The sequence below is a fragment of the Cyanobium gracile UHCC 0139 genome, assembly GCF_034931325.1.
Taxonomy (GTDB): domain Bacteria; phylum Cyanobacteriota; class Cyanobacteriia; order PCC-6307; family Cyanobiaceae; genus Cyanobium; species Cyanobium gracile_B.
The window spans coordinates 393,383-417,728 of record NZ_JAYGHX010000001.1 but is presented as its reverse complement, the minus strand read 5'-3'; the positions used below and the strand labels follow the sequence as shown (position 1 = coordinate 417,728).

General features: G+C 70.8%; 25 protein-coding genes. 16 read left to right on the top strand and 9 right to left on the bottom strand.

Going from position 1 to position 24,346, the window contains the following annotated elements:
• Positions 1-5: 5 nt before the first annotated feature.
• The 4 genes from VB738_RS02045 to VB738_RS02030 are packed head-to-tail and all read left to right on the top strand — an operon-like array spanning position 6 to position 3,339.
• Positions 6-851, top strand: a complete 846-nt coding sequence (locus VB738_RS02045; protein WP_323304154.1) for a phosphate ABC transporter substrate-binding protein — start codon at positions 6-8, stop codon at positions 849-851.
• Entirely contained in the window at positions 817-1,698 is an 882-nt protein-coding gene (gene pstC, locus VB738_RS02040) for a phosphate ABC transporter permease subunit PstC (RefSeq protein WP_323304153.1), read from the top strand. Before VB738_RS02045 ends, pstC begins: the two co-directional genes overlap by 35 nt.
• Positions 1,691-2,560 carry a phosphate ABC transporter permease PstA gene (gene pstA, locus VB738_RS02035; RefSeq protein WP_323304152.1) on the top strand — a complete coding sequence of 290 codons (870 nt, stop codon included), beginning with the start codon at positions 1,691-1,693 and terminating at the stop codon, positions 2,558-2,560. The genes pstC and pstA overlap by 8 nt, the downstream gene beginning before the upstream one ends.
• 2 nt (positions 2,561-2,562) lie before the next feature.
• Positions 2,563-3,339 carry a phosphate ABC transporter ATP-binding protein gene (locus tag VB738_RS02030; protein ID WP_323304151.1) on the top strand — a complete coding sequence of 259 codons (777 nt, stop codon included), beginning with the start codon at positions 2,563-2,565 and terminating at the stop codon, positions 3,337-3,339.
• A 3-nt stretch (positions 3,340-3,342) separates the two neighbouring features.
• Here the strand turns inward: VB738_RS02030 and arsS are convergent, their stop codons facing one another.
• From arsS to VB738_RS02010, 4 genes are all read right to left on the bottom strand, one after another.
• On the bottom strand, positions 3,343-4,317 hold the full coding sequence (arsS, locus tag VB738_RS02025) for an arsenosugar biosynthesis radical SAM (seleno)protein ArsS (RefSeq protein WP_323304150.1): 975 nt from the start codon (positions 4,315-4,317) through the stop codon (positions 3,343-3,345).
• A 69-nt stretch (positions 4,318-4,386) separates the two neighbouring features.
• On the bottom strand, positions 4,387-5,727 hold the full coding sequence (locus tag VB738_RS02020) for a cation:proton antiporter (RefSeq protein WP_323304149.1): 1,341 nt from the start codon (positions 5,725-5,727) through the stop codon (positions 4,387-4,389).
• Between the two features lie 289 nt (positions 5,728-6,016).
• A complete protein-coding gene (locus tag VB738_RS02015; protein WP_323304148.1) occupies positions 6,017-6,331 on the bottom strand; it encodes a P-II family nitrogen regulator in 315 nt (104 codons plus the stop codon).
• Between the two features lie 34 nt (positions 6,332-6,365).
• On the bottom strand, positions 6,366-7,373 hold the full coding sequence (locus VB738_RS02010; protein WP_323304147.1) for a sodium-dependent bicarbonate transport family permease: 1,008 nt from the start codon (positions 7,371-7,373) through the stop codon (positions 6,366-6,368).
• A gap of 637 nt (positions 7,374-8,010) precedes the next feature.
• Here VB738_RS02010 and VB738_RS02005 point away from each other — a divergent pair.
• Both VB738_RS02005 and mazG read left to right on the top strand, forming a co-directional pair.
• Entirely contained in the window at positions 8,011-9,714 is a 1,704-nt protein-coding gene (locus VB738_RS02005) for a SulP family inorganic anion transporter (RefSeq protein WP_323304146.1), read from the top strand.
• A 54-nt stretch (positions 9,715-9,768) separates the two neighbouring features.
• Complete coding sequence (gene mazG / locus VB738_RS02000) at positions 9,769-10,662, top strand: nucleoside triphosphate pyrophosphohydrolase (protein ID WP_323304145.1); 894 nt, start codon at positions 9,769-9,771, stop codon at positions 10,660-10,662.
• On the opposite strand, the gene arfB is transcribed toward mazG, so the two are convergent.
• Complete coding sequence (gene arfB, locus VB738_RS01995; protein ID WP_323304144.1) at positions 10,622-11,056, bottom strand: alternative ribosome rescue aminoacyl-tRNA hydrolase ArfB; 435 nt, start codon at positions 11,054-11,056, stop codon at positions 10,622-10,624. The genes mazG and arfB overlap by 41 nt on opposite strands.
• Positions 11,053-11,778: a carbonic anhydrase gene (locus VB738_RS01990; protein ID WP_323304143.1), complete on the bottom strand. Its 726-nt coding sequence runs from the start codon at positions 11,776-11,778 to the stop codon at positions 11,053-11,055. The genes arfB and VB738_RS01990 overlap by 4 nt, the downstream gene beginning before the upstream one ends.
• 87 nt (positions 11,779-11,865) lie before the next feature.
• On the opposite strand from VB738_RS01990, the gene speE reads away from it, so the two are divergent.
• Both speE and speB read left to right on the top strand, forming a co-directional pair.
• Positions 11,866-12,762, top strand: a complete 897-nt coding sequence (gene speE, locus VB738_RS01985; RefSeq protein WP_323304142.1) for a polyamine aminopropyltransferase — start codon at positions 11,866-11,868, stop codon at positions 12,760-12,762.
• Positions 12,759-13,622 carry an agmatinase gene (gene speB / locus VB738_RS01980; RefSeq protein ID WP_323304141.1) on the top strand — a complete coding sequence of 288 codons (864 nt, stop codon included), beginning with the start codon at positions 12,759-12,761 and terminating at the stop codon, positions 13,620-13,622. Before speE ends, speB begins: the two co-directional genes overlap by 4 nt.
• Here the strand turns inward: speB and VB738_RS01975 are convergent.
• Positions 13,616-13,975, bottom strand: a complete 360-nt coding sequence (locus VB738_RS01975; RefSeq protein WP_043325820.1) for a cyclic nucleotide-binding domain-containing protein — start codon at positions 13,973-13,975, stop codon at positions 13,616-13,618. The two genes, speB and VB738_RS01975, sit on opposite strands and share 7 nt — an antisense overlap.
• 184 nt (positions 13,976-14,159) lie before the next feature.
• Positions 14,160-14,399 carry a hypothetical protein gene (locus tag VB738_RS01970; protein ID WP_323304140.1) on the bottom strand — a complete coding sequence of 80 codons (240 nt, stop codon included), beginning with the start codon at positions 14,397-14,399 and terminating at the stop codon, positions 14,160-14,162.
• A gap of 177 nt (positions 14,400-14,576) precedes the next feature.
• Between VB738_RS01970 and gcvT the strand changes: the two genes are divergently transcribed.
• The 5 genes from gcvT (at position 14,577) to VB738_RS01945 (ending at position 20,659) form a co-directional block, all read left to right on the top strand.
• A complete protein-coding gene (gcvT, locus tag VB738_RS01965; protein ID WP_323304139.1) occupies positions 14,577-15,692 on the top strand; it encodes a glycine cleavage system aminomethyltransferase GcvT in 1,116 nt (371 codons plus the stop codon).
• 85 nt (positions 15,693-15,777) lie between these two features.
• Positions 15,778-17,601, top strand: a complete 1,824-nt coding sequence (gene aspS, locus VB738_RS01960) for an aspartate--tRNA ligase (protein ID WP_323304138.1) — start codon at positions 15,778-15,780, stop codon at positions 17,599-17,601.
• Positions 17,602-17,690: 89 nt separating this feature from the next.
• Positions 17,691-18,176, top strand: a complete 486-nt coding sequence (locus VB738_RS01955; protein WP_323304137.1) for a Dps family protein — start codon at positions 17,691-17,693, stop codon at positions 18,174-18,176.
• Between the two features lie 181 nt (positions 18,177-18,357).
• Complete coding sequence (locus tag VB738_RS01950) at positions 18,358-20,037, top strand: CTP synthase (RefSeq protein ID WP_323304136.1); 1,680 nt, start codon at positions 18,358-18,360, stop codon at positions 20,035-20,037.
• Positions 20,012-20,659, top strand: a complete 648-nt coding sequence (locus VB738_RS01945) for a 7-carboxy-7-deazaguanine synthase QueE (RefSeq protein WP_323304135.1) — start codon at positions 20,012-20,014, stop codon at positions 20,657-20,659. The genes VB738_RS01950 and VB738_RS01945 overlap by 26 nt, the downstream gene beginning before the upstream one ends.
• Positions 20,660-20,689: 30 nt before the next feature.
• Here the strand turns inward: VB738_RS01945 and VB738_RS01940 are convergent, their stop codons facing one another.
• Complete coding sequence (locus VB738_RS01940; protein WP_323304134.1) at positions 20,690-21,226, bottom strand: ecotin family protein; 537 nt, start codon at positions 21,224-21,226, stop codon at positions 20,690-20,692.
• 39 nt (positions 21,227-21,265) lie between these two features.
• Between VB738_RS01940 and queC the strand changes: the two genes are divergently transcribed.
• From queC to VB738_RS01925, 3 genes are read left to right on the top strand one after another with little or no spacing between them, the layout of a single operon-like run.
• Positions 21,266-22,102: a 7-cyano-7-deazaguanine synthase QueC gene (gene queC, locus VB738_RS01935; protein WP_323304133.1), complete on the top strand. Its 837-nt coding sequence runs from the start codon at positions 21,266-21,268 to the stop codon at positions 22,100-22,102.
• Positions 22,099-23,415, top strand: coding sequence for an anthranilate synthase component I family protein (locus VB738_RS01930; protein WP_323304132.1), 1,317 nt, complete (start codon positions 22,099-22,101; stop codon positions 23,413-23,415). Before queC ends, VB738_RS01930 begins: the two co-directional genes overlap by 4 nt.
• Positions 23,412-24,284: an aminotransferase class IV gene (locus tag VB738_RS01925; protein WP_323304131.1), complete on the top strand. Its 873-nt coding sequence runs from the start codon at positions 23,412-23,414 to the stop codon at positions 24,282-24,284. The genes VB738_RS01930 and VB738_RS01925 overlap by 4 nt, the downstream gene beginning before the upstream one ends.
• Positions 24,285-24,346: the final 62 nt, after the last annotated feature.

Here is a 24,346-nt window from a genome sequence, read left to right as displayed (position 1 = left end):
GGGCCATGGCACCACGCCCTGCGCGGCAACCTCCCGGGGATCCTCCATGGCTCCTGGTGCTGGCCATGGGACTCACCGTCGCAGTCACCGGCTGCGGCACCGTCCCTGATCAGAAGCTCAGCCTCAGCGGATCCAGCACGGTGGCCCCCCTGGCCGCCGAGATCGCCAAGCGCTATGAGGCCCGCCATCCCGGCATCCGCGTCGATGTGCAGGCCGGCGGCTCCTCCCGGGGGATCGCCGACGCGCGTAGCGGCACCGCCCAGATCGGTCTGGTGTCGAGGGCGCTCAAGCCGCAGGAGGCGGATCTGCAGGCCACCACGATCGCCATCGACGGGATCGCCCTGATCGTCAACGGTGCCAATCCGGTGCGCAGCCTCAGCGACGACCAGGTCCGGGCCGTGTACACCGGGGCCATCACCAACTGGCGGCAGCTGGGCGGTGCGGATGCGGCGATCACGGTGGTGACCAAGGCGGAGGGGCGCTCCACCCTGGAGCTGTTCCTTGAGCACTTCCGGCTCGACAACCGCCGGATCAAGGCGTCGGTGGTGATCGGCGACAACCAGCAGGGCCTCCTTACGGTGGCTGGCGATCCCCACGCCCTCGGTTACGTGTCGATCGGCACCGCCAGCCAGGAGGCGAAGGCGGGGACGGCCATCCGGCTGCTGCCTCTGGCCGGCGTCGCCCCCAGCCTGGAGAACGTGCGCTCCGGGCGCTATCCGCTCTCCCGCCCCCTGAATCTGGTGATCCAGCCGCCGGTGGCAGCCGGGGTGGCCGACTTCCTTGCCTTTGCCCGCACCCCTGAGGTCCGCGATCTTGTTGAAGCCCAGTTCTTCGTTCCACCGGCACGCTGATCGGCCACTGCTGTGGACCCTGAGGCTGCTCTCGGCGCTGGCGGCCCTGATCGTGGCCCTGATCCTGCTGTTCGTGCTGCGCGAGGCCTGGCCCGCCCTGGGGCAGCTCGGGCCGACGCGCTTCCTGCGCGATCCCGGCTGGCATCCCGCCAGCGGGGATGGCGAGGCAGGCTACGGCCTGCTGCCGATGCTGGCCGGCACCCTGCTCTCCAGCGGCGGGGCCGTGCTGCTGGCCGCGCCCCTGGGTCTGGGCTCGGCCCTGTTCGCCACCAGCTATGGCCCACCCAGGCTGCGCGGGCCGCACCGGCAGCTGCTCCAGCTGCTGGGCGGCATCCCCTCGGTGGTGGTGGGGTTCTGGGGGCTGGTGGTGCTCACCCCCCTGATCCGCCAGTGGCATCCGCCCGGCCAGAGCCTGCTGGCCGGCATTCTCTGCCTGACGGTGATGATCCTGCCCACCACCGCCCTGCTCAGCGAGCAGGCCCTGCGAGAGGTGCCCGCCGCCTCGCTGCAGGCCGCTGCCGCCCTGGGGCTGTCGCGCCGCGCCACACTGGAGGGGGTGGTGCTGCCCGTCGCCCGGGGCGGGCTGCTCAGTGCGGTGGTGCTGGCCAGTGGCCGGGCCCTGGGGGAAACCATGGCCGTGCTGATGGTGGCCGGCAACGTGATTCAGGTACCGGCCTCCTTGTTCGATCCGGTGCGCACGCTCACGGCCAACATCGCCCTCGAGCTCGGCTATGCCCTCGACCTGCACCGCGCGGTGCTGTTTGTGGGTGGGCTGGTGCTGATGGGGGTGGTGGCGGTGGTGATGGCCCTGGCGGCCGGCCTGCGGAGCAGCCCCGGCCATGGCTAGGTGCGGCTCCGCCCGCTGCGACCGGGTGATCGACACCGCCCTGGCCCTGCTGGCCTGGCTGGTGGCCCTGCTGGTGGTGGGGATGGTCGGCTGGATCGTGGCCGACCTGCTGCGCCAGGGCCTGCCGCGGCTGAGCTGGGCCTTTCTCGTCGAGCTGCCTGGCGACGCCGGCCGCAGCGGCGGCATCCGGCCGATCCTCATCTCCACCCTGCTGATCCTGGGCGTGTGCCTGGCGGGGAGCGTGCCGATCGGCCTGGCCACGGCCGTGTTCCTGGCGGAGTTCCAGCGCGGCCATCGGGGCTTCGGGCCGCTGGTGCGCTATTCGCTCGACACCCTCGCCGGGGTGCCGTCGATCGTGTTCGGCCTGTTCGGCAATGCCTTCTTCAGCATCACCCTGGGGCTGGGCTTCTCGATCCTCTCGGGCGGGCTCACCCTGGCCTGCATGGTGCTGCCGCTCCTGATCCGCAGCATGGAGACGGCCCTGCGCGCCGTGCCGGCCGAGCACCGTCTGGCCACCGCCGCCCTCGGCCTGCCCCAGCACGTGTCGCTGCTGCACATCGTGCTGCCGGCGGCCGCGCCCGGCCTGGCGGTGGGGCTGGTGCTGGGCATCGGCCGCGCCCTGGCCGAGACCGCTGCCCTGCTGTTCACCAGTGGCTATGTGGACCGGCTACCCGACTCCCTGCTCGACTCGGGCCGGGCCCTGTCGGTGCACATCTTCGACCTGGCCATGAACGTGCCGGGCGGTGCTTCCCAGGCCTCGGCCACGGCCCTGGTGCTGGTGGCCCTGGTGCTGCTGATCAACGCGTTCACCGGCTGGGCGGCCCGCCGCTGGCTTGGCTCCCTCCACTCCACCACGTTCTGACCATGACCGACCCGCAGATCTGCCTGGAAGCGTGCGACCTGTCGGTGCGCTACGGCGGCCGGCTGGCCGTCAGCGGCGTGGGCCTCCGGGCCCGGCGGGGGCGGATTCTGGCGATCGTGGGGCCATCGGGCTGCGGCAAGAGCACCGTGCTGGCCTGCTTCAACCGCCTGCACGACCTCAACCCCGCCTGCGAGCTGCGGGGCAGCATCCGCCTCGATGGCCAGGAGATCCTGCGCCCAGGGCTCGACGTGCTCGCCCTGCGCCGCCGCGTCGGCCTGATCGCGCAACGGCCCAATTCGCTGCCGCTCTCGATCGGTCGCAACCTCACCTTTCCCCTGCGCCACCACGGCATGGGCCGCCGCGTCGATCGCCAGGACGCCGCCCGGCGGGCCCTGCAGCGGGTGGGCCTGTGGGAGGAGGTGAAGGATCGCCTGGGCCGGCCGGCCAGCGAACTCTCCGGGGGACAGCAGCAGCGCCTCTGCCTGGCCCGGGCCCTGGTGCTGGAGCCGGAGGTGCTGCTGCTCGACGAACCCTGCAGTGCCCTCGATCCGCTCGCCAGCGCCGTGGTGGAGGAGCTGGTGGCGTCGCTGCGGGGCAACGTCACGATCCTGATCGTGACCCACAACCTGGCCCAGGCCCGCCGCCTGGCCGACGACGTGGCCGTGTTCTGGAACCGGGACGGCGTGGGTTATCTGGAGGAGCAGGGCAGCGCCGATGCGGTGTTCGCCGCGCCCTGCTCCCTGATCACCGCTGCCTACCTGGCTGGGGCCCGGGGCTGAGGTTCAGCTGCTCAAAGCCCCCCCGCAGCTGGAGCCGGCGCCGGCGGTGCAGCCGAAGCAGTGGTCGGCCACGGCGATCGGCTCCCCATCGGGTTCCCGCTCCAGCAACTGGCGCAGGTGGGCCCGGGGGCTGCCCTGGCCGATGGGCAGGCCGAGCATCTGGTTGAAGTCGCAGTTGTAGAGGAAGCCCTGCCAGTCGACGCTGAGGGTGCTGCGGCACATCACCTGGGCCAGGTTGGCCGGGTTGTGGTGCTGGCGCAGCAGCGTCATGTAGCCCTCCAGCTGCCCCTGCTGCCGCAGCACCGCCGCAAAGCGCTGGATGGGCATGTTGGTGATCGTGAACAGGCGGTTGAAGCGGAGGCCGAAACGATCGGCCAGCTCCCGCCGGTAGTCGGCCTCCAGGGCGGCCTGGGGCGGCGGCAGGCGGGGGCCCTGCGGGTTGTACACCAGATCCAGCTCCAGCCCTGCGTCCGGATCGCCGTAGCCGAGGGCGTTGAGCTGGCGCAGGCCCGCGAGGCTGCGCTCGAACACCCCATCACCGCGCTGCCGGTCGACGTTGTCGGCGAGGTAGCAGGGCAGGGAGGCCACCACCTTCACCCCCTGCTGGGCCAGGAAGGCGGCCAGGTCCGCCTGGCCGGGTTCACTGAGAATGGTGAGGTTGCAGCGGTCGATCACCGCCACCCCCAGCACCCGGGCCTGGCGCACCAGGTCACGGAAGCCGGGGTGCAGCTCCGGCGCGCCGCCGGTGAGATCGAGGCTGGCGATCGCCCGGGCCCGCAGCACCGCCGGCACCAGGGCGATGGTGGCCGGATCCATCATCTCGGTGCGGCTGGGGCCGGCGTTCACATGGCAGTGGCTGCAGCTCTGGTTGCAGCGGTAGCCCAGGTTCACCTGGAGGGTGTCGAGCCGGCCGCGGCGCAGGGCCGGGAACGGCGGGGCCAGGGTGGTGGTGGGGCCGTTCAGATCGGCAACGCCCATGGATGGAGGGGATGGATACCGGAGTTACCGGCAGGGCGGCGAATCGGATGGGCCTGGAGGCTGGACGGCTCAGGTGGTCTGGGCCGCGGGCTCCGCCTGACCACCGATCACGAGCCGCAGCAGAACCGGGGCCAGGAAGGTGGTGCCGATCACCATCAACAGGATGGCGGCTTCCAGGGCCGGGGTGAGGATGCCGGCCTGGGTGCCGAGTCCCAGGAAGATCAGACCCACCTCCCCACGGGGCATCATCCCCAGACCCACCACCAGCCGGTTGGTGGGTTCCTTGCTGGTGTAGGTCCAGCCGGCGGCCACCTTGCCGGCCACGGCCACCACCAGCAGGAACAGGGCCACCACCAGTCCCTCGCGGTTGGCGGGATCGAAGGGGTTGAGCACCGAGAGGTCCATGCCGGTGCCGATCAGCACGAAGAACACCGTGGCGAACAGCGCCACCAGGGGTTTGACGGCGGCTTCGATGTCGTGGGTGTGCTTGGAGGCGCTGAGGATCAGGCCGGCGGCGAAGGCGCCCAGGGCGGCCTCCAGGCCGATGGCCTGGGCAGCGAAGCAGCAGAGGGTGAGCACCACGAAGCTGGCCACCGCCACATCGCCGGGGGCCTTGAGGTGGTCGACCACCCAGTCGAAGGCGGGGGCGGCGAAACGGCTGAGCACCAGGGCGACGGCCACGAAGATCACCGCCGCGACGCACAGCTTCACGACCGGCCCGAGGGTGAAGGAACCACCACCGGCCAGGGAGACCACCACCGCCAGGATGACGATGCCCAGGATGTCGTCGAGCACGGCGGCGCCGATGACGATCTGGCCCTCCTTGCGCTTGAGCCACTGCAGCTCCCCGAACACGCTCGCCGTGATCCCGATCGAGGTGGCCGTCATGGCGGCACCGGCGAACACGGCCGGGATGAACGGCACATGGAAGACGTAGTAGAGACCGGCGGTGCCGAGGGCGAAGGGAAGCACCACCCCGGTGAACGCCACGGTGCCGGCCTGGATGCCGACGGCCACCAGCTCGTCGAGCTCGCTTTCAAGGCCGGTGAGGAAGAGCAGGGAGAACAGGCCGATCTCGGCCACCACTTGCAGGCTGGAGAAGGTCTCGTTGTAGAGGGAGGAGACGGTGTCGGGCGTCACACCGCCCAGGGAGCCCACCAGCCCGAGGAGGGCGCCGCTCAGCTGGGCCTGGGCCTCCGGGGGCACCACCAGATGCAGACCGGAGGCGCCGATGATCACCCCGGCGACCAGTTCGCCGAGGATGGTGGGCAGCTGCAGACGCACCATCAGCTCCGCCATGAAGCGGGCCGCCACGAAAATCACGAGAAAACGGCCAACCCCGATCAGGGTTTCCGTCACTTCAACCTGGTGGCTGCCGACTTCCATCAGCAGCGTTGGCAAGAAATCCATTAAGGGGGGGAGGAGTGGCAGCAGTTTTAGTGGAATCCAGAGCGATCGGTTGCCTGGGACACGTCCGAATCCACAGGTTTCGGTGATTGCTTCGATCAGCAGTTGTGATCATTGGCCTGTAAGGGCCCTGACAGGCCCCTTAGCAGGTTCGCTGACGGGCCCCGTCAGCGCTCTGGGGCCAGGAACCCCATCGGCGTGGGAGCCGCAGGCTGTCGCGGCGGCCTGTGGCCTGGAACAAGGTGGAGCCGTCCTTCCGGGTAGGGAGGGACGGCTCAGTCACACGGGTGGATCAGAACTTGTGATCGCGCAGGGCTTCTACCGGGTAGATGTAGGTAATGATCGAGAAGTCGGCGTAGTACTTGGCTTCGATCTCACGGGTGATGGTGTCCGCCAGCTCGCGGGTGCCGGTGAGGACCTCGATCTTCACGTTCGCGAGGGTGTGGGAGACGCTGGGCTCACCTGTGGAGCGCACATTGCGGCTACCTTCGCCACCGGCGGCGTTGACGGTGTAACCCGTGGCACCGGCTGCTTTGATCAGCTTGATGAGTTTCTTGGAGAGGATTTCCTCTGCAACGATCACCAGTTTCCAGACCTGTTGACTCATGTTCTTGGGCTCCGAAGGTTTGTGATTGTGTACTTTATTGAGCCAGCATCACCTCGGCAATCCCGATGAACAGCGGGATGCAGATGGCGATTGCCACGGGTGTTCCGATGGCCGTGGAGGCACCGATGTACGCCGAGGGATTCGCCGAGGGGATCCCGGCGCGCAGGGTTGGCGGGCCCGAGATGTCCGAGCTGGAGGCGGCGATCACCGCCAACACCACGGCTCCACCGATGCTGAAGCCGGTGATCTTGTGAATGATCAGGCCGAGACCGAAGGCCAGGAAACCGTGCAGGATCGGGGAAATGAAGGCATAGATGGCAAACCACTGGGCCACCTTGCGCAGCTCATTCATCCGCTGGGCGGCTTCCATGCCCATGATGATCATCAGAATCGACAGGAAGCCGCGGAACAGCGGGTCGAAGAAGCTCTCGTAGACGGGCTCGGGCTTGGTGAGGATGCCGAGGGCCACGCCCAAGAGCAGCGAGGTGACGGCCGAGCTCTGGATGCTTTCTTTGATGATCGGCCAGATCTCGACTTTTTCGGACGTGTGTCCTGACTTTTTGCTGAGATAGACACTGGCCACGACGATCGCCGTCACCAGCGCCGGGATGTCCATGAATGGGTAGAGGGCCGCCGACCAGGCCTCGTAGGGAATCTTGGCGGAGTCAAGCTGTGGCAGCACTGCCGCCAGAGTCGAGCCGCTCACCGCGCCGAACAGGCCACCGGTGGCCAGGGCGTCCGGCACGGAGATGCCCGGCATTTTCCCGAGGGTGTAGCGCGCGATGAAGACGATGACGATGCCAACCAACACGGCCGCAAGGGCCGGCAGGAAAATCTCGGCAGGGTTGGAATTGCGGATGGCAATCCCGCCGGTCAGGCCGATCTTCATCAGCAGGAAGAAGCTGATGAACTTGTAGATCGAATCGGGGATGGCCAGCTGGCTGCCCAGCGCGGCGACGACGATCCCCCCGATCAGGAATCCGAGGGTGGGGGACTGAAGCTGCTTCAGGAAGAGCGGCAGGAAGTCGGAGAGGAATGTCACGTTGTGAAGTTGAAGCTCCTTGAATTGGTCCGAGGAAGTTAGCAGGCTCGGACAGGCGATGTCTGGGCAATCACAGCCATAAGTCATTGTTATCGGCTTCCCTCAGGCTAACAAAAGGCGAACAAGTCACTCAACAGAAATGCGCCCACTCTGGATCGTCATCGTGTTGCTGAGCTCTGGGATGGGATAACCCTGGCTGTTCCGACAACAGGGGGAATCAGGAGATCGATCCGGTGCCTCTCCAGGTCTGCTGTGCATCCTCTCCGAGACGGGGTGAAGTGAGGCTGGCCCCGATCTGGAGTGGTCCTCCTTCTGGGCCCATGACCCTAGTCATACCAGTGTCTCTGGCCGTAGATGGGGCCTGCTTCAGCCCCAGGAATGACATGAAAGGACGATCGTTTGCTGGGCTCGAATAGGGAGGCTTGCGCTCTCCCGGATCGTCCGCCATCAGGAGCGGCGCTGTGCGACCCTGGCGGCAGGCCTGTCGGTGGAGACAGGCGGGAACTTGTCGGCAGGGAGAGCGGACGCTGCCGACTGAAGATTGCGATTCCCGTCGGCCCTGGCCCTGAAACGGTCGAGGACACCCAGAGGGCGTGAGTAACACCTATGGTTACGCCCACCACACCTGTCTGTAGTGATGGCAACCGATTCGGCGGCCCCTCGGCCGCCCAGCTTCCGCCTGCTCAACCACATCAGCACCAGCAACATCAAGGGGGACCTGTTCGGTGGGGTCACGGCGGCCGTGATCGCCCTGCCGATGGCCCTGGCCTTTGGTGTGGCCTCCGGTGCGGGTGCCGCCGCCGGCCTCTGGGGGGCGGTGCTGGTCGGTCTGTTCGCCGCCCTGTTCGGCGGAACCCCCACCCTCATCTCCGAGCCGACCGGACCGATGACGGTGGTGATGACGGCCGTCATCGCCAGCCTCACGGCCCAGGATCCGGAGAACGGTCTGGCGATGGCCTTCACGGTGGTGATGCTGGCCGGGGTGTTCCAGATCATCTTCGGGCTGCTGAAGCTGGGTCGGTACATCACCCAGATGCCCTACACGGTGATCTCGGGCTTCATGAGCGGCATCGGCATCATCCTGATGGTGCTGCAGCTGGGCCCCTTTCTCGGCCAGGCCATCCCCAAGGGGGGTGTCATGGGCACCCTCACCACCCTGCCCTCCCTGTTCGCCAACGCCCGCCCGACGGAGGTCACGCTGGCGGTGGTCACCCTGGCGATCCTCTGGTTCACGCCGGGCAAGGTCAAGAAGGTGGCCCCGCCCCAGCTGATCGCCCTGGTGCTGGGCACGGTCCTCTCCCTCACCCTGCTCACCGGCGGTGCCGGAGTTGAAGCCGGTGGCGAGGGCATCCGCCGCATCGGTGAGATCGCCTCCGGTTTCCCCACCCTTCAGTTGCCGCATTTCGCCTTGCCCCAGCTCCGGGTGATGCTGATCGACGCGGCCGTGCTGGGCATGCTCGGCTGCATCGATGCCCTGCTCACCGCCGTGATCGCCGACAGCATCACCCGCACCGAGCACGATTCCAACAAGGAACTGATCGGCCAGGGCCTGGGGAACCTGGCCTCCGGGCTCTTCGGCGGCATCGCCGGTGCCGGCGCCACCATGGGAACCGTGGTCAACATCCAGGCGGGGGGACGCAGTGCCCTTTCCGGCATCAGCCGCGCCCTGATCCTGATGCTCGTGATCCTGGCAGGCGCCCGGCTGGCCAGCCAGATCCCCCAGGCCGTGCTGGCCGGCATCGCCCTGAAGGTGGGCTTCGACATCGTCGACTGGGGTTTCCTCAAGCGCGCCCACCGCATCTCGATCACCGGGGCGCTGATCATGTATCTGGTGATCGCCCTCACCGTGCTGGTGGATCTGATCGCCGCCGTCGGCATCGGCGTGTTCATCGCCAATATCCTCACGATCGACAAGATGAGCGCGCTGCAGAGCAAGTCGGTCAAGTCGGTATCCACCGGCGACGGTGATCTGCTGCTCAACCCGGAGGAGCGCACCCTGCTGGACCAGGGCAAGGGCGAGGTGCTGCTGTTCCAGCTCACCGGGGCCATGATCTTCGGCGTGGCCAAGGCCATCGGCCGCGAGCACAACGCCATCGGCGTCTGCAAGGCGGTGGTCTTCGACCTCACCGAGGTCTCCCACCTGGGTGTCACGGCAGCACTGGCGGTGGAGCTGGCCGTCGAGGAGGCGATCGAAAAGGGCCGCCAGGTGTTCGTGGTCGGCGCCAGCGGCACCACCCGCCAGCGCCTCGAGAAGCTCGGTCTGTACGCCAAGCTGCCGCTGGAGCGCACCACCCTCAGCCGCCACGACGCCCTCCAACAGGCCGTCGCTGCCCTGGCCTGACCCCGTTCCGGGCCCCATCACCAAGGATGGTCCCCGTGGTGCTCCTTCCCTGCGATGTCCGGTCCCCGGCCGCTTTCCGCTTCTGATGCCGATGGGGCCGCGCTGGAGGCCCTGGCCGAGCTGGTGGCGATCGTGGACCGACTGCGGGATCCCCGGGACGGTTGTCCCTGGGACCTGGCCCAGACCCACAGCACCCTGATCCCCTATGTGATCGAGGAGGCCCATGAGGTGGCCGATGCGATCCGCCGGGGCGACGACGATCATCTGGCCGAAGAGCTGGGCGACCTGCTGCTGCAGGTGGTCCTGCACGCCCGCATTGCCGGCGAGGCGGGACGCTTCGATCTGGCCGCCGTCGCCCGCGTCATCGCGGCCAAACTGGTGCGCCGCCACCCGCACGTGTTCGATCCGGAGGCGGAGCGGGCCGACGATCCGGAGGCCGTGCGCCGCAGCTGGGAGGCGATCAAGGCCGCTGAGCGCCAGGCGCCAGCCACCACGAGCCCCCTCAGCGACCGGCTGGCGGAGAAGGTGCGCGGCCAGCCCGCCCTGGCCGGCGCCATGACCATCTCCCGCAAGGCCGCCGCCGCCGGTTTCGAGTGGGACGCCATCGAGGGGGTGTGGGCCAAGGTGCAGGAGGAAATGGACGAGCTGCGGGAGGCCGTGGCCAGCGGCGACCGGGCCCACGCCCAGGAGGAACTGGGTGATGTGCTGTTCACCCTGGTGAACGTGGCCCGCTGGTGCGGCCTCGACCCGGAGGAGGGCCTGGCCGGCACCAACCGCCGCTTCCTCGACCGCTTCTCCCGGGTGGAGGCGGCTCTGGGCGGCGATCTGGGCGGCCGCGGCATCGCCGAGCTGGAGGGTCACTGGCAGGCGGCCAAGGCACAGATCCGCGCCGAGCAGGATCCCGGTCCTACGACTCCTCCGGCGGACCCTGCCGGCGGCGGCTCTTGAGCGACCCCCGCTGCCGTTTGGCCTTCAGCCGCCGTTCCACCGAGCCCCGGCTGGGTTTGGTGGAACGGCGGGGCGGTGGCGGTGGCGCGATCGCCGCCTGGATCAGCTCCGCCAGGCGCTTCTGCGCCGCCTGACGGTTCTGCCACTGGGAGCGGTGTTCCGCCGCCACGACCACCAGCCCGGCCGGGGTGAGCCGGGCGGCCAGCCGCCGCAGGGCCCGCTCCTGCAGGGCGGGGGGCAGGGCGTTGCTGGCGACCAGGTCGTACACCAGCTCCACCCGGGAGTCGGTGGTGTTCACCCCCTGGCCCCCGGGGCCGGAGGCGCGCGAGAAGCGCCAGCCCAGCTCGGCCGCCGGGATCACCAGGCCGTTCCCCAGGGGCAGATCGCCGCTCACACCAGGCTCACTTCGCCGCTGCCGATGTCGAAGTAGGCGGCCTGGATGGCCAGCCGCCCCTCCGTCACCGCCTGGCTCAGCAGGGCGCTGCGTCGGGGCAGGGCGGCAGCGGCGGCGGCGGCGTTGCGGCGCACCGCCTGGGCGAGGTCGGCACCCGGCTCCAGGCTGGCGCGGATCGGTGCCACCAGCTCCTCCAGCAGGGGCGTGAGCGGGTTGCTGGCCATGGCGGCGGTCACCGCGCCGCAGCCGCTGTGGCCCATCACCAGGATCAGGGGCACCGCCAGCTCCGCCACGGCGTACTCCAGCGAGGCCACCCCTGCAGCGAAGGCCGTGTTGCCGGCGCTGCGCACCTCGAACAGCTCCCCGGCACCGCAGGCGAAGATCCACTCCGGTGCCACCCGCGAATCGGCGCAGCAGAGCACCGAGGCCCAGGGCCGCTGGCCGGCCGCCAGGGCATCGGGCCGCACCTGGCAGTGCAGCGGCCAGGTGTCGTGCAGCAGGGTGGCCCGGTCCAGGGGATTTTCGCTGCGCTCGGCCGCCTGCCAGGTGCGGCAGAAGTCCCGGTTGCGGCGCAGCAGCTCCTGGAGAGGGTCGCCGCCGGGGCGGCACACCGAGAGCCGCTCCACCAGGGTGCCCTCCGTCTCCGCCGCCGCCTCCGCGGCCACCGCCGGCCGGGGTCCCAGGGTGTCCAGGGCCACCCCGGCGCCTGCCAGAGCGAGCATCCTCAGCAGGTGGCGTCTGGAATGTGCCATGGCGCCGTGACAAGGGGTCCTGCCGAAGGTTTAGCTGGAAAGCCACGAGCCAACCGCATGGGACCGCAACAGCCACCGGCCGATGACGCCTGCCCCCCGGGCGCCTGGGTGGATGAGGAGCTGGGCGGGGTGCGCTACGGCCTGGCCGCCACCGTGGTGGAGGAGCGCACCAGCCCCTACCAGCGGATCACCATCATCGACAGCCAGACCTACGGCAAGGGGCTGCTGCTCGACGGCTGCTGGATGACGGCCGAACGACAGGAGCGGCACTACCACGAACCGCTGGTCCATCCCGCCCTCTGCGCCGCCGCCGCCATCGAGCGGGTGCTGGTGATCGGCGGCGGCGACGGCGGCACCGCCCGGGAGTGCCTGCGCCACCCCGGTGTCGCCCACCTCGACATGGTGGAGATCGACGGGCTGGTGGTGGAGCTCTCCCGCCGGCACCTGCCCAGCCTGGGCGGCGACGCCTGGAGCGACCCGCGCTTCCACCTCACCGTCGGCGACGGCATCGCCTGGGCAGCCAGTGCCCCCGATGCCAGCTACGACGTGGTGCTGGTGGACGGCTCCGATCCGGCCGGGCCGGCCGAGGGCCTGTTCAACCGCACCTTCTTCCAGCACTGCCGCCGGCTGCTGCGCCCCGGCGGCGTCTTTGCCACCCAGAGCGAATCCCCCGAGGCCTTCCGCCAGGTGCACATCGACACCGTGCGGCTGCTGCGCGAGGTGTTCGCTCACGCCGATCCGATGTACGGCTGGGTGCCGATGTACCCGAGCGGCTGGTGGAGCTGGACCTTCGCCTGCCCCGACGGCCCCCGCTACCGCGAGCCTCTGCCGGAGCGGGCCGCGGCGGTGGCGCCGGGCTGCAGCATCTGGTCGCCCCGCTGGCAGCGGGGGGCCTTCGAGGCGGTGCCGGCCTTCGTGGAGCGCGCCCTGGCCGATGCGGCGGCCCAGCCATGACCCCGGAGCTGTTCGACACCGAAGGGGCGATCTACATGGGCGCCCGCCGTGAGCCCACGGGCTGCGCCGTGGGCCTGTTCGGTGTTCCCTACGACGGCACCACCTCCTTCCGCCCCGGTGCCCGCTTCGGCCCGGCGGCGATCCGGGACGTGAGCAGCGGCCTGGAAAGCTACGACCCCCAGCTCGACCTCGACCTCGAGGACCTGGCCTTCGCCGACCTCGGGGCCGTGGCGATCCCCTTCGGCGCCCCCGAGCCGGTGGTGGCGGCCGTGGGCCGGTCCACCGAGGTGGTGCTGGACCTGGGCCTGGCGCCGCTGATGCTGGGCGGCGAACACTCGATCAGCAGCGGGGCGGTGGCGGCGGTGGCGCGGCGCCATCCGGATCTGGTGCTGGTGCAGCTCGATGCCCACGCCGACCTGCGGCAGGAGTGGCTCGGCGCCCGCCACAGCCACGCCTGCGCCATGCGCCGCTGTCTGGAGGTGCTGCCCAGCGGCGAACTGCGCCAGATCGCCATCCGCAGCGGCACCCGCGAGGAATTCCAGGAGCTGCACGCCACCGGCCGGCTGGTGCCGATCGACGCCATGGCGGCGGCGCTGGCACCGCTGCGGGGCCGCCCCATCTACCTCACCGTCGACCTCGACTGGTTCGATCCGGCGGTGCTGCCGGGCACGGGCACGCCCGAACCCGGCGGCTTCCACTGGCCCCGGTTCGCTGAGCTGGTGGAGGAGCTGCGCCAGCACCGGCTCGTGGCCGCCGACGTGGTGGAGCTGGCCCCCCAGCTCGACCCCAGCGGCGTCAGCGCCGTGCTCGCCGCCAAGGTGACCCGCAGCCTGCTGCTGCTGCTGGGGCGGGCTCAGTAGCAGCAGGTGCCGCTGGCCCGCTGCTCCCGCAGGCGGGTGTGCTGCTGCCCGATCAGCTGCACGGCCAGGGTGGGGTGGTTGTGCAGCAGGTTGAGGAAACGGAGCCGATCGAGGCGCAGCACCTCCACGGGCGTGCGGGCGAAGGCGTCGCTGCGGTGGCTCAGTTCGCGCCAGGTGATGTCCTGGTAGCTGAACAGCTCACCGGGGCGGTAGCAGGTTTTTTCGCCCTGCTCGCCCACCAGCTCGACGATGCCGCGACGCACGGCATAGATGGCGTTGGCGCTGGCGCCGCGGCTGAAGACGTGGGCTCCCGTGGGGAGGGTGAAGGTTTCACAGTCCACATGAACGGCCATCAGCTCGAGGGGTGATGGGGATGTGGCGGTTCTGATCAATGCAGGGGACCTCCGTGGTCGGGGTGGACGGGGTCCTGCCTTCCTAGGGCCAAACGGACCGTTCCGCTACTGGAAGGCAGGGAGAATAGGCAGAAGAAAGGCGAAACGGAAGCATCCGTCACCCATTTCCACTGAACAACAGATTTCAGGATAGCCCTGGGGCCAGGCTCAGCTGCTGGCTGGCCACCGGAAGGCGAGCCTGCCTCAGAAGGGCCTCAGGCGACACCACCGGCAGCCGGGGCGGGCGCGCCGTCCAGTGGTGGCACCAGAGCTCGGCCACCAGCTCGGGGTGGATCGGGAGCTGACGCAGCTGGCACCATCCCATCTCCACCCCGGTGGGAGGGGTGCAGTGGCGGCAGCTGCGGCAGTTGGGACGGTTGCCCATCCTCTTGACCCATTGGGCCATTCAAGGTACGCATTTCCTCGCCGGTGTGATAGGGGTGGAAGCCGAATCACAGGCTTTCTTCGGTATTGGCGGCCCCACCTCCAGGGTTGGCGGCGCTCAGTCCATAGGATCGCGCCACCCTGCTCCGGCGTCCCCCTGGCCGGCCGGTCGCTTCCGATGGATCCCACCCCCTTGCGCCGCACCCCCCTGGACGCCGCCGCCACCGAAGCCGGGGCCCGCATGGTGCCCTTCGCCGGCTGGCAGATGGCGATCCAGTTCGCCGGCCTGGTGCAGGAGCACAACGCCGTGCGGCAGCACTGCGGCCTCTTCGACATCTCCCACATGGGCGTGCTCACCCTGCGCGGGCAGGGCACCAAGGACGCCCTGCAGCGGCTGGTCCCCACCGACCTGTTCCGCATCGGCCCCGGTGAGGCCTGCTACACGGTGCTGCTCAATGATGCGGGCGGCATCCGCGACGACCTGATCGTCTACGACCGCGGGCGCGTCAGTGGCCCCGAGGGGGAGCGCGATGAAGTGGTGTTGGTGATCAACGCCGCCTGCGCCGAGGCCGACACGGCCTGGATCACCAGCCAGCTGGAGCCCGAGGGGATCACCATCTCCGACCGCAAGGGCGACGGGGTGCTGCTGGCCCTGCAGGGCCCGGAGGCCCCCGCCCGCCTCGAGGCCCTGGTGGGCACGAGCCTGGCGGGACTGCCCCGCTTCGGCCACCGGGAGCTGGCCATCGACGGCGCGCCGGTGTTCGTGGGCCGCACCGGCTACACCGGTGAGGACGGCTTCGAGCTGCTGCTGGGCCGCGAGGCCGGCGTGGCGCTGTGGCAGCGGCTGCTGGCCGAGGGGGTCACCCCCTGCGGCCTCGGCGCCCGCGACACCCTGCGGCTGGAGGCGGCGATGCACCTCTACGGCAACGAGATGGACGCGGCCACCACCCCCCTGGAGGCGGGCCTGGGCTGGCTGGTGCACCTGGAGATGCCCGCCGACTTCATCGGCCGCGCCGCCCTGGAGCGCCAGACCGCCGAGGGGGTGGGCCGCAAGCTGGTGGGCCTGAAGCTGCAGGGCCGGGCCATCGCCCGCCACGGCTATCCGGTGCTCCTCGATGGTGAGCCGGTGGGCGAGGTCACCAGCGGCACCTGGTCCCCAACACTTGGGGAAGCGGTGGCCCTGGCCTACGTGCCGGCGGCGGCGGCGAAGCCCGGCACCGTGCTGGCGGTGGAGATCCGCGGGCGGGCCGAGCCGGCCGTGGTGGTCAAGCGGCCGTTCTACCGGCGCGGCTGAACGCCCTTCCGGCCCTGGCCCAGCCCCTCCGGAACCACCCGCAGGCGCCCTGTGGGAAACTCGCGGATTCGTTCTGCTTGCCACCATGCGCAGCCACGGGTGCGGCGATCTGCGCAACGACGCCATCGGCGAGGCCGTTCAGCTGGGCGGCTGGGTCGACCGGCGCCGTGACCACGGCGGGGTGATCTTCATCGACCTGCGCGACCGCAGCGGCACCGTGCAGATCACGGTGGATCCCGACCTGGCCCCCGCCGCCTTCGCCGTGGCCGAGCGGCTGCGCAACGAGACGGTGCTGCGGGTGGAGGGCAAGGTGCGGGCCCGGCCGGCCGCGTCCCTCAACGAACGCCTGGCCACCGGTGCCATCGAGGTGCTCGCGGCCGGCATCACCGTGCTCAACGAGGTGCGCGGCAACCTGCCCTTCCCGGTGTCGGTGCACGACGAGGAGAACACCCGCGAGGAACTGCGCCTGCGGCACCGCTACCTCGACCTGCGCCGCGAGCGCATGGGTCGCAACCTGCGGCTGCGCCACGCCACCGTCAAGGCTGCCCGCGGCTATCTGGAGGGGGAGGGTTTCATCGAAGTGGAGACACCGGTGCTCACCCGCTCCACCCCCGAGGGCGCCCGCGATTACCTGGTGCCCTCCCGGGTCTGCGGCGGTGAGTGGTTCGCCCTGCCCCAGTCGCCCCAGCTGTTCAAGCAGCTGCTGATGGTGGGGGGCATCGAGCGGTACTACCAGCTGGCCCGCTGCTTCCGTGACGAGGACCTGCGGGCCGACCGCCAGCCGGAGTTCACCCAGCTGGACATGGAGATGAGCTTCATGGACCAGGAGGAGATCCTGGCGCTCAACGAGGGCCTGATCGCCGCCATCTGGAAGCAGGTGAAGGGCATCGAGCTGCCGCGGCCGTTCCCCCGCCTCACCTGGCAGGAGGCGATGGCGCGCTACGGCACCGACCGGCCTGACACCCGCTACGGCATGGAGCTCACCGACGCCTCGGACATCGTCCGGGACATGGGCTTCAAGGTGTTCTCCGGCGCCGTGGCGGCCGGGGGCTCGGTGAAGTGCATCGCCGTGGCCGGCGGCAACGAGGCCGTCAGCAACGTGCGCATCAAGCCCGGTGGGGATGTGTTCAGCGAGGCCCAGAAGGCGGGAGCCGGCGGCCTGGCCTTCATCCGGGTGCGGGCCGGCGGCGAGATCGACACGATCGGCGCCATCAAGGACAACCTCACGGCCGAGATGAAGGCGGAACTGCTGGAGCGCACCGGCGCCACGGAAGGCACCCTGCTGCTGTTCGGTGCCGGCGACACCGCCACCGTCCACAAGGCCCTCGACCGGGTGCGCCAGTACCTGGCCCGCGAACTGGGCCTGGTGCCGGCCGAGCGGGACAACGACCAGTGGAACTTCCTCTGGGTGGTGGACTTCCCGATGTTCGAGTTCAACGCCGGCGAAAACCGCCTCGAAGCCCTGCACCACCCCTTCTGCGCCCCCAACGCCGGGGATCTGGGCAGCGATCCGGCCGCCTGGGCCGGCACACTCCCCACGGCCCGGGCCCAGGCCTACGACCTGGTGCTCAACGGTCTGGAGCTGGGCGGTGGCTCGCTGCGCATCCACGATTCCGCCCTGCAGCGCCAGGTGCTGCAGACCATCGGCCTGCCGCTGGAGGAGGCCGAGCGCCAGTTCGGCTTCCTGATGGAGGCCCTCGACATGGGCGCCCCGCCCCACGGCGGCATCGCCTTCGGCATGGACCGGCTGGTGATGCTGCTGGCGGGGGAGGAATCGATCCGCGACACGATCGCCTTCCCGAAAACCCAGCAGGCCCGCTGCCTGATGACCCAGGCCCCGGCCGACGTGGCGCCCAAGCAGCTGGAGGAGCTGCACGTGGCCAGCACCTGGAGCGACGAGGAGGGCTGAGGGGCCGCCGCTGCCGCGCCGTTACCGCCATGATGCCGCCATTAAGCGGAATCACTTCGCCTTAGAATGGCGACTTCCGCTCCCCCGCCATGGCCATCACCGCTCCCCCCATCGACATCGGCATCCCGGCGGACCAGCGCCTGCAGATCGCCGAGGGACTCGGCCGCGTGCTGGCCGACAGCACCGTGCTCTATGCCAAGACCCACGGCTTCCACTGGAACGTGACCGGACCGATGTTCAACACGCTCCACCTGATGTTCATGGACCAGTACACCGAGCTCTGGACCGCCCTCGACCTGATCGCCGAGCGCATCCGGGCCCTTGGCTGTCCTGCCCCCTACGGCGGCACCCTCTATGCCGGCCTCTCCTCGATCCCCGAGGCGGAAGGTGTCCCCGCGGCCCTGGCCATGGTGCGGGAGCTGGTGGAGGGCCATGAGGCCGTGGCCCGCACGATCCGCTCCGTGTTCACCCTGGCCGACGAGGCCAACGACCAGCCCACCGCCGACCTGCTCACCCAGAGGCTCCAGATCCACGAGAAGACGGCCTGGATGCTCCGGAGCCTCCTGGAGGGGTGAGCGTCAGCGGGGCGGCCTGCGCCGTTCCGCGCCCGCGGTGCGGGCAACGGCCGGCTTCGGCCGCCCCGCTGACGCCCCCCCAAGGAGGCTGGGCGCGGGGGGTGGGCGTGTTGGGACAGAGGTCCCTGAGGGCGGGCGGACTGGAAGGGGTCGGTAGATTGGGGGATCAGCGCTGCCCCCGATGACCGCACCGTCCGCCCCGCGGGGCCATGCCGCGAAGTTCGTCTTCGTCACCGGCGGGGTGGTGTCCAGCATCGGCAAGGGAATCGTGGCCGCCAGCCTCGGGCGGCTGCTGAAATCCCGCGGTTACAGCGTCTCGATCCTGAAGCTGGATCCCTACCTCAACGTGGATCCGGGCACGATGAGCCCCTACCAGCACGGCGAGGTGTTCGTCACCGAGGACGGCGCCGAGACCGACCTGGACCTGGGCCACTACGAACGCTTCACCGACACGGCCATGTCGCGCCTCAACAGCGTGACCACCGGTTCGATCTACCAGGCGGTGATCAACAAGGAGCGCCGCGGCGACTACAACGGCGGCACCGTTCAGGTGATTCCCCACATCACCGGCGAGATCCGCGAGCGCATCCACCGGGTGGCGGCCAACAGCGGCGCCGACGTGGTGATCACCGAGATCGGCGGCACGGTGGGGGACATCGAGTCGCTGCCGTTCCTGGAGGCCATCCGCGAGTTCCGTGGTGACGTCGGCCGCCAGGACCTGGCCTACGTGCACGTGACCCTGCTGCCCTACATCGGCACCTCCGGCGAACTCAAGACCAAGCCCACACAGCACTCGGTCAAGGAGCTGCGTTCGATCGGCATCCAGCCTGACGTGCTCGTCTGTCGCAGCGACCGGCCCATCAGCACCGACCTCAAGGCCAAGATCGGCGGCTTCTGCGGCGTGCCGGCGAGCGCCGTGATCCAGGCCCTCGATGCCGACAGCATCTACGCCGTGCCCCTGGCGATGGAGAGCGAGGGCCTCTGCCGTCAGGTGCTCGATGTCCTCTCCCTGGTCGACCACGACAGCGACATGGCGCGCTGGGCGGATCTGGTGGAGAAGCTGCGCCACCCCGGCCCGGCGGTGAAGGTGGCCCTGGTGGGCAAGTACGTGCAGCTCAACGACGCCTACCTCTCGGTGGTGGAGGCCCTGCGCCATGCCTGCCTGGAGCGGGACGCCTCCCTCGACCTCCACTGGGTCTGCGCCGAGCAGATCGAGAGCCAGGGCGCCGACGTCCTGCTGCGGGGCATGGATGCGGTGGTGGTGCCCGGCGGCTTCGGCCACCGCGGTGTCGACGGCAAGGTGGCGGCGATCCGCTGGGCCCGCGAGCAGCGGGTGCCGTTCCTGGGGCTCTGCCTCGGCATGCAGTGCGCCGTGATCGAGTGGGCCCGCCACCAGGCCGGCCTGGAGGGGGCCACCAGCGCCGAGCTGGACAACGCCACGCCGCACCCCGTCATCCACCTGCTCCCCGAGCAGCAGGACGTGGTGGATCTGGGCGGCACCATGCGCCTGGGCGTCTACCCCTGCCGGCTGACGGCGGGCACCATGGCCCAGCGCCTGTACGGCGAGGAGGTGGTCTACGAGCGCCACCGCCACCGCTACGAGTTCAACAACGCCTACCGCTCCCTGTTCCTGGAATCGGGCTACGAGATCAGCGGCACCTCCCCCGACGGCCGCCTGGTGGAGCTGATCGAACTGAAGGACCACCCCTTCTTCACCGCCTGCCAGTACCACCCGGAATTCCTCTCCCGTCCCGGCAAGCCCCATCCACTCTTCCGGGGCCTGATCGAGGCGGCCCAGCAGCGGCTGCCCGGTTCCCCCAGCGAGGCCGTGGACCGTGTCGCCAGCCCCATCTACGGCTGACGGCCCGGCGGTGGTGGAAACCTTCCACTCCCTGCAGGGGGAGGGGCTCCATGCCGGCCGCAGCGCCTTCTTCATCCGCCTGGCGGGCTGCGATGTGGGCTGTTCGTGGTGCGACACCAAGCACTCCTGGCCCCAGGCGGCCCATCCCCTGCGCCCCCTGGGCGAACTGGCGGCCGCGGCCAGCGCCGCCGCCGCCGCCGGTGCCGCCTTCGTGGTGATCACCGGCGGCGAGCCCCTGCAGCAGCCCCTGGATGCCCTGTGCGCGGCCCTGGCGGCGGCGGGCCTGCCGCTGCACCTGGAAACCAGTGGCGTGGGGCAGCCCAGCGGCCGCTTCGACTGGGTCACCCTCTCGCCCAAGCCCCACCGCCCCCCGGCCGCCGACCTCCTGGCCCGCTGCGATGAGCTCAAGGTGGTGGTGACCTCCCCGGCCGACCTGGACTTCGCCGAAGCCATGGCCGCCGAGGCTGTTCGCCTGCGTCCGCCCGCCACCCCCGGCCCGGCGCGGCTGCTCCAGCCGGTCTGGGACGAGCCGGCCGCCCGGGAGCTGGCGGTGGCCTACGTGCGCGCCCACCCCGACTGGCGCCTCAGCCTGCAGAGCCACAAGTGGCTCGGGGTGCGATGAGGCCCCGGTGCGGACCCTCACCGCTGGGCCTCAGAGGGCAAGGGCCGGCTGCTGCACCTTCTCCGCCTTCCAGAGCCGCCAGCGCAGCTGGAGATCCTTCGGCGTGTACACCACGATTGGCCGGCTGGCGTCGTAGGGCACCACGAAGGGCTTGCTGCCCATCGGGATGAACACCTTGCGTGTCGCCTGGCCGGGGGGGCAGGCCATCAGGGTTGACACCATCGGCCCGACATCGCTCACCGTGTAGACGCTGACGCCCGGGCCCTTCACCTTGCTGGCGCGGAAGCGGCCGCGGAAGGCCTGTTGGTTGCAGTCGGCCTCCACCTCGCGGCCGGCGATCAGCTGCACCCTCCAGTCGCTCGGGTTGGGGGAGAGGCGCGGATCGGCCGTGGGCGGCAGCACCCCGCTCAGCTGGATCACCCAGCGGGTCTGGGCGGCGGTGGGCTTCGGGTAAGGCGTCAGGTCCAGCCGGGGGATGGCCCGGGCCGGCGCCAGCGCGAGTGCCAGCAGGGACGGCAGGCTGAGGGCGGCCGCGACCGCCGTGGCGCGGCGCAGGGCATGGGCCATGGGGAACCTCGGAAGGGACCGGAATCCGGAGGAACCACCATGGCATCCTCCGTCGCTTCCGATCCCTGCGTGCCCTCCGGCCGCTTCCACAATGGAGGGGCCGTCGCGACAGTCCGTCCCATCACGCGCCCCCCTGCCACGGCCTCTCCAGCCACGGCCCCCCCAGCCAGGCCGCTCGCCATCGCCCTGCTCTCCGGCGGCCTGGATTCGGCCACCGCCGCGGCCCTGGCGATCGAGGCGAGCCACCGGGTGATCGGCCTCTCCTTCGACTACGGCCAGCGCCACCGGCGCGAGCTGGCCGCCGCCGCCGCGGTGGCCGGTGCCCTGGCCCTCGAGGAGCACCACGTGATCGCCGTGAACCTGGCGGCGTGGGGCGGCTCGGCCCTCACCGATCCGGCCATCCCCGTCCCCGACGGCGGCGTGGTCGAGGGGGTGATCCCCACCACCTACGTGCCCGGCCGCAACACGGTGTTCATCGCCCTGGGGCTGAGCCTGGCCGAAGCCCGCGGCGCCGGCAGCCTCGTGCTCGGGGTCAACGCGGTGGATTACTCCGGTTATCCCGACTGCCGCCCCGACTATCTGGCCGCCTTCCAGAGCCTGGCCGACCTGGCCACCAAGGCGGGGCGCCAGGGCCGTGGGGCCCGCCTCTGGGCCCCCCTGGTGGCCTGGGACAAGGCCACCATCGTGCGCGAGGCCCTGCGGCTGGGGGTGCCGATCGCGGCCACCTGGAGCTGCTACAGCGGCGAGGATCTCCCCTGCGGCCGCTGCGACAGCTGCCGCATCCGCGATGCCGCCCTGGTCGCCGCGGGCCGGCCCGACCTGACCAGCGCCGCCGTGCGCGCCGGAGCCGCCCCCCGCGCCGGAGCCGACTGTTGAGGAGCGACCCGCTTCCCTGGCTGGAGCCCCGGGCCCTGGCCCGGGTCCTGGCGGAACGCTTCGGCCGGGACGGGCTGGTGCTGCTCGACGGCGACGGCAGCCCCCTCGGCTGCCGCGGCGTGCTCGGGGTGGATCCGGTGGCCACCGTGTCCTGCCGGGGGCTGCCGGGCGACCCGGGGGCGGCCGACCCTTTCGACGTCCTGGCGGACCTGGAGCGCCAGGGGGGGCCGTGGCTGGGCTGGCTCGGCTACGAGGCCGGGGCCTGGGTGGAGCCGGCCGAGCACTGGCAGGCCTCCGACATGGCCACCCTGTGGGCGGCCCGCCACGACCCCCTGATCCACTTCGACCGGGGGGAGGGGCGGCTGTGGCTGGAGGGCCAGGCCCCGGCCCGGTTCGCGGCCATGCTGCGGCTGCTGCAGGATCCCGCCACAGGGGCGGCGGTGGCCGGGGCCGAGGTGCGGTCGGCCGATGGGGCCGGCATCGCCCGGGACGACTGGCACTGGCACACCCCCCCGGACACCTATGCCGCCCAGGTGGGGATCCTGCGGGAGTGGATCGCCGCCGGTGATCTGTTCCAGGCCAACCTCACCGCCTGCTGCGAGAGCCTGCGGCCGGAGCCGCCCGACCCGCTGGTGCTGTACGGCCGCCTGGTGGGCCACGGTCCGGCCCCCTTCGCCGGGCTGGCGGTCGCCGGCGGGGAGGCGGTGATCTCGGCCTCTCCGGAGCGCTTCCTGCGCCTGCACCCTGACGGCCAGGTGGAAACGCGGCCGATCAAGGGCACCCGGCCCCGCCGGATCGATCCCGACGCCGATGCCGCCAGTGCCGCCGAGCTGATCTGCGACCCCAAGGACCGCGCCGAGAACGTGATGATCGTCGACCTGCTGCGCAACGACCTGGGCCGGGTCTGCGTGCCGGGGTCGGTGCACGTGCCCCAGCTGCTGGGGCTGGAGAGCTACGCCCACGTGCACCATCTCACCTCGGTGGTGATGGGCCGGCTCGCCGGCGGCCGCGGCCTGGTCGACCTGCTGCGGGCCGGCTGGCCGGGGGGCTCCATCACCGGCGCCCCCAAGGTGCGGGCCTGCCGGCGCCTCAACCAGCTGGAGCCGGTGCCGCGGGGGCCCTACTGCGGATCCCTCTTCCACCTGGGCGCCGACGGTGGCTTCGACAGCAGCATCCTGATCCGCACCCTGCTGCAGAAGGGCCGGCGCCTGCGGCTCCATGCCGGCGGCGGCATCGTGGCCGACTCCGACCCGGCCGGGGAAGCCCGGGAGATGGGATGGAAGATCGAGCCGCTGCTGGAGGCCCTGGCATGAGCGGTGGCGGCGGCAGGCACCCGGCCGGATCGGCCATCGCCTGGATCGACGGGCCGACGCCGCCGGGAACCTGGGGGGATCCGGAGCGGCTCTGCCTGCCCCTGAGCGACCGGGGTCTGCTGCTGGCCGATGGCCTCTTTGAAACGGTGCTGATCGAAGCGGGGACGCCCCGGCTGCTGGCGGAGCACCTGGAGCGCTGGCGCGTCTCGGCCGCCAGCCTGGGCATGGCGCCACCGCCTGGGGCCGATCGGGTGCGGCCGCTGCTGGCCGAGGCCGTGGCCCGCAGCGGCCTGACCGGCACCGGGGCCCTGCGGCTCAACTGGAGCCGGGGCAGCGGCGCCGGCCGGGGCCTGGCGCTGCCGGGGCCGGATGAACCCCAGGGCCGCCCCCGCTTCTGGCTGCAGCTGAGCCCCTGGACGCCCGTCTCCACGCCGGTGGCGGTGATCGTCAGCGGGGTGGAGCGGCGGAACGCAGGCAGCCTGGTCAGCCGCTGCAAGACCTTCGCCTACGGAGGCGCCATCGCGGCCTTGCGGGAGGCCCGGGCCGCCGGTGCCGATGACGCCCTGCTGCTCGGCAGCGGCGGCGACCTCTGCTGCGGCACCAGCGCAAACCTGTTGCTGCGCCGGCGGGGCGCCTGGATCACACCGCCCCTGGAGAGTGGCTGCCTGCCGGGGGTGATGCGGGGCCGCGGCCTGGCCCTGGGGCTGGTGCGGGAGGAGCGGCTGTCTGTGGCGAACCTGCTGGCGAGCGAGGCGGCCCTGCTGATCAACAGCCTGGGCTGCCGGCCGATCCGGCGCTGCGGCGCCACCGACCTGACCGTGCCGGCCGGGGCCGGGGACCTCTGGGGGCATCTGCTGGCGTCGTCATAGGTTGGCCCCAGAGTCGATCGATCACGTTGTCCGACGCTGTGGGGGGCCTGGTGTCCCGGAAG